This is a genomic window from Nostoc sp. CHAB 5715, assembly GCF_020829685.1.
Lineage (GTDB): Bacteria > Cyanobacteriota > Cyanobacteriia > Cyanobacteriales > Nostocaceae > Nostoc.
Genome location: NZ_JAIVFR010000801.1, coordinates 1 through 3546, shown reverse-complemented (window position 1 = coordinate 3546; position 3546 = coordinate 1). Strand labels below are relative to the sequence as shown.

The window sequence follows — 3546 nt, the reverse complement described above, 5'->3', positions numbered from 1 at the left end:
CCATTCAACTAACTCTGCCGAACCAGAAATAGCTTTCATTTCTAACTGTACTGGAACTAAAACATGAGTAGCAGCAGCTAAAGCATTGACATTTAGCATACCCAAAGTTGCAGGACAGTCTAAAATAATTAAGTTATGAGGTAATGAATATTTATTTAGTTTGTCCGCTAAACTGTATTCTCCACGTTTTCTGATCACCAATTCATTAGCTATTTCATCCAACAAGGGATGTCCTTGACACACCTCAACTTTGGAATCCCAAACTGGTACTAATGACCAATCGCCTTTAAAATCCTTAGAAAGTAACTCTACTGTAGTTAAATTTGCTTCGGCTGGTGACAAACCACAAAACACATCCAATGAACGTTGGGGGTCTAAATCTAACATAGCTACTGTATAACCCCGCTTACTTACTTCATAGGCAATATGTGTGCTAATGGTAGACTTACCTACTCCACCAGCATTAGCCAGGAGTGCGAGAACTATCTGTTTCATAAAAATTACTCCAACTTAGTCGCAGTATATCTTATGTTTGTCGGATTTTAAAATCCGACACAAGCTGAATTTCAAAAATTACATTTGGCTAACTGAGGCTAGGCTTTTTAACGAGTCGAGGAGCCTCATAATTTATCTGTGGTGGACGAGCCTCTCACTCATTTTTTTGTCACCAAATTGATTATCCAAATAACTCCCGGTGCTGATAAGCAAATCGAGAAACATCCAGACTAGCTACAGGTTTAGCATAAATAGCCTGATTGCGAATTGCCTGTATCTGTTCTGACTCTCGCTCCATAGCTGGTGTAAATTCTTGTCGCTGTTTCAGCAAATCCTCAAACTCAATTTGCTCTGGTCTACCTTGATAAAAAGCCTCTTCAGCACAACGACGGACTGCATTACCAATTTCTGCTGGACTGCAAATGCGATATTCAGCCAAGAGTCTACGCCATTGGTCATCGCTCCAAGGTGAGTTATTGTCTCGAAATACTGGAAAATACTTAGCTAGATGTAGATTGAAAACTTCATATCTTGCCCCTTCATGGGGTAAATCCACAAAAAAGATATCATCAAAACGGCGAACTAACTCCGCAGGTAGCATTGACAAGCGATTGACAGTAGCAATGGTATAAACAGGCTCTTGATGCTCTTGCATCCAAGTCAACAAAGCCGCAGATAGCCGCCGTGCCACACCTCCATCTGCATTGGAGTCCCAGCCAGCAAAGCCTTTATCAAAGTCATCCCAATAAAGTACACAGGGAGCAAGGGAAGTCACCAAAGCAATAAACTCCTTTAATGCTCTGTCGGGATGAGAATCACCCAGTAGTACACCCCAATTAGCTGCTAACAATGGTAATCCCATTTTCTTAGCTGCTAACTTGGCAGAGAGACTTTTACCCGTACCCGGTGGCCCCCATAAGAGCATCCCAGTGGGAAACTTCAATCCATATTGCTTTGCTTTAGGTTGAAGTAGACAGGTAATAGTTTCCAACCTTTTCTCCAATAAATCTAATCCCCCGGCTGAAGGTACATCCGGTTGAGCAATGTACTCTAAACCCCGACCCCGCAGTTTGCTAACTTTATGCTCTAGCACTAATTGGGCGATTTCCTCAAGCTGCTCTGCAAAACCCAGACATTGCTGTAGTAGCATATTTATCTCGCCTATGGGTAAACCCTGACAGGCACGAAAGAGCAATTGCAGTGCTGATGTTTTTTCTCTTGTCTTTAACCAAGAATTGCGATCGGCTGCGCTGTGCCGTAGGCGATCGCACCCCTCAAACTGCTGAAGCTGGGGATGACTACTTCCAACCCAGGCATCACAAAACTGCTCCACAACTATCTGTACCTGCTGTTGGTCTGGAAGTGGATTTGACAGTATAGGAATAAAAGGCTGTAATTCTAGAGGTAGTTGAACGTAAGTTTCCAATAACACCCAGTAATGACGTTGCTGACTCCAGAGAGCTTGATGACAGGCATTGAGTAATTGATAGCTAAATTTTTGACTTATTTTGCTACCATCACCCTCATTTAGAACTCCCTCCAGTAAATAAATGCCTGGTTGATATTCCTCCAGAAGATACTGAATAATGTCCCCGTCTTTACCCCTGTCAGTTGACTGTAAGATGTACTGACCTTGATGCTGAATTAATTGCTGTAGTCCACAGTAACCAGGATTCCAGACAAAGACTGACAAAGAACGTTCTTCACCCCAATGGTAAAACTGCTGTAATATCTGCATTCTGTCAGGCGTATGATACTCCACAGCCACAATTGGAGTATTTTGGTCAGCCAGAGCAGGCCAGTCTGTCAACTTCATAAATTTGACTTCAACAACTTACTTTCCCCTTTTAGAGCAAATTTATTACTGATGCTTTAGCCACACGGATAATTATTACTAACGGGTTGGCTATATTTCTTGTGTGAAAAAGAGCGATCACCTCCAGTACAGTGTTAATTTCGGAAACTGCTCCTAGTCCGCTTCTTTATCTCTTAAAAGCATAAATTTGTCGCAGCAAAGACAGGTTTGAAATCGCAAAAAAATGAAATTGAAATGAAATGGATGTGAAAGCCGCGATTGCGGCAAGGAGGTGAAAAATTTACTTCATTAAAGGAAGCTGTAAAATGGCTATCGCTAAAGCTAGAACCAATAATAATCGCAACGCAGCTAATGCTAAAACATCTGCCAAAACCAATGGCACATCCGCTACAACTAAATCAAAGGTAGCGAATGCTTCACCACAAGAAGAGGCATTAGCATTGTTGAAGGAATTGCGGAACCTAATCTTCAAAGAATATGGCGTTAAATTACAACTACGGGATTCGCGTGTTTCAACTAAAATCGGTCATGCAGCGCGTGAAAAACTCGGACTTGATATTGCTGCTCAGGTCAAAAAGAAAGGTGGTAACAAAAAGTTTGATTGGCAAAAATGGAATACCAAATTATTTACTAAATTGTTTGGACAACCAGATGCACTCAAATATGCACCAGAAGTAGTGGCAATTTTCATGAGTATGCTGTATGACACTATCAGCACTGACCCAGAGCAAGCAATAGCAGATTTAGTGGAATTCAATCGCGCATCTCTGGAACGTCGTAATTCTTTCCAAGAACAAGAAGAGGAAGAACTTGACGATTTAGATGATGAACTAGACGAAGAACTGGATGAAGATGAGGAGGATATTGAAGATGAACTTGACGATTCATAAGAGAGTTTATTGTCAATGCAGTATTGCACCATAACCCGTGCAAACAAAGACTTGCCAACTCCACCTTTTTCACCATCCATGAAGTGAATTGCTGCCATCTTAAATCTCCTTTCTGATTTGACTAAATGTGCATTAATAAATACTTAAATATTCTCAAACATATCATCTGTTTCATCATAGAAAGACCCCTCACCAGGAATGAAAGAATCAGAATCTATTTTGTGTTTTGGCTGGTTGTCACTATTACTACTGCCATTGCTTTTACTTTTAGCTTTAGCGCTAGCATTACGATCATTTTCATCATCAATACCACCGCTATTACCAATTTCTAGACCGAACATAGTA

3 protein-coding genes and 2 pseudogenes are annotated in these 3546 nt (G+C 41.0%); 1 reads left to right on the top strand and 4 read right to left on the bottom strand.

Features of this window, described 5'->3' with window-relative positions:
• Positions 1 to 495: ParA family protein (locus tag LC574_RS31535; RefSeq protein WP_229457504.1), on the bottom strand; the 495-nt coding region annotated here is incomplete at its 3' end.
• Positions 496 to 676: 181 nt separating this feature from the next.
• On the bottom strand, positions 677 to 2311 hold the full coding sequence (locus tag LC574_RS31530; protein ID WP_229457503.1) for an ATP-binding protein: 1635 nt from the start codon (positions 2309 to 2311) through the stop codon (positions 677 to 679).
• A gap of 305 nt (positions 2312 to 2616) precedes the next feature.
• Between LC574_RS31530 and LC574_RS31525 the strand changes: the two genes are divergently transcribed.
• Entirely contained in the window at positions 2617 to 3201 is a 585-nt protein-coding gene (locus LC574_RS31525; protein ID WP_229457502.1) for a primosomal protein, read from the top strand.
• On the opposite strand, the pseudogene LC574_RS31520 reads toward LC574_RS31525, so the two are convergent.
• Positions 3198 to 3299, bottom strand: a pseudogene (locus LC574_RS31520) (mobilization protein); the annotation flags it as partial. The gene LC574_RS31525 and the pseudogene LC574_RS31520 sit on opposite strands and share 4 nt — an antisense overlap.
• Positions 3300 to 3344: 45 nt before the next feature.
• Positions 3345 to 3546, bottom strand: a pseudogene (locus tag LC574_RS31515) (hypothetical protein); the annotation flags it as partial.

Bases quoted from the DNA above. Each gene is read 5' to 3' on its own strand.
- LC574_RS31530 (WP_229457503.1), bottom strand. From the start codon at position 2,311: ATGAAGTTGACAGACTGGCCTGCTCTGGCTGACCAAAATACTCCAATT.
- LC574_RS31525 (WP_229457502.1), top strand. From the start codon at position 2,617: ATGGCTATCGCTAAAGCTAGAACCAATAATAATCGCAACGCAGCTAAT.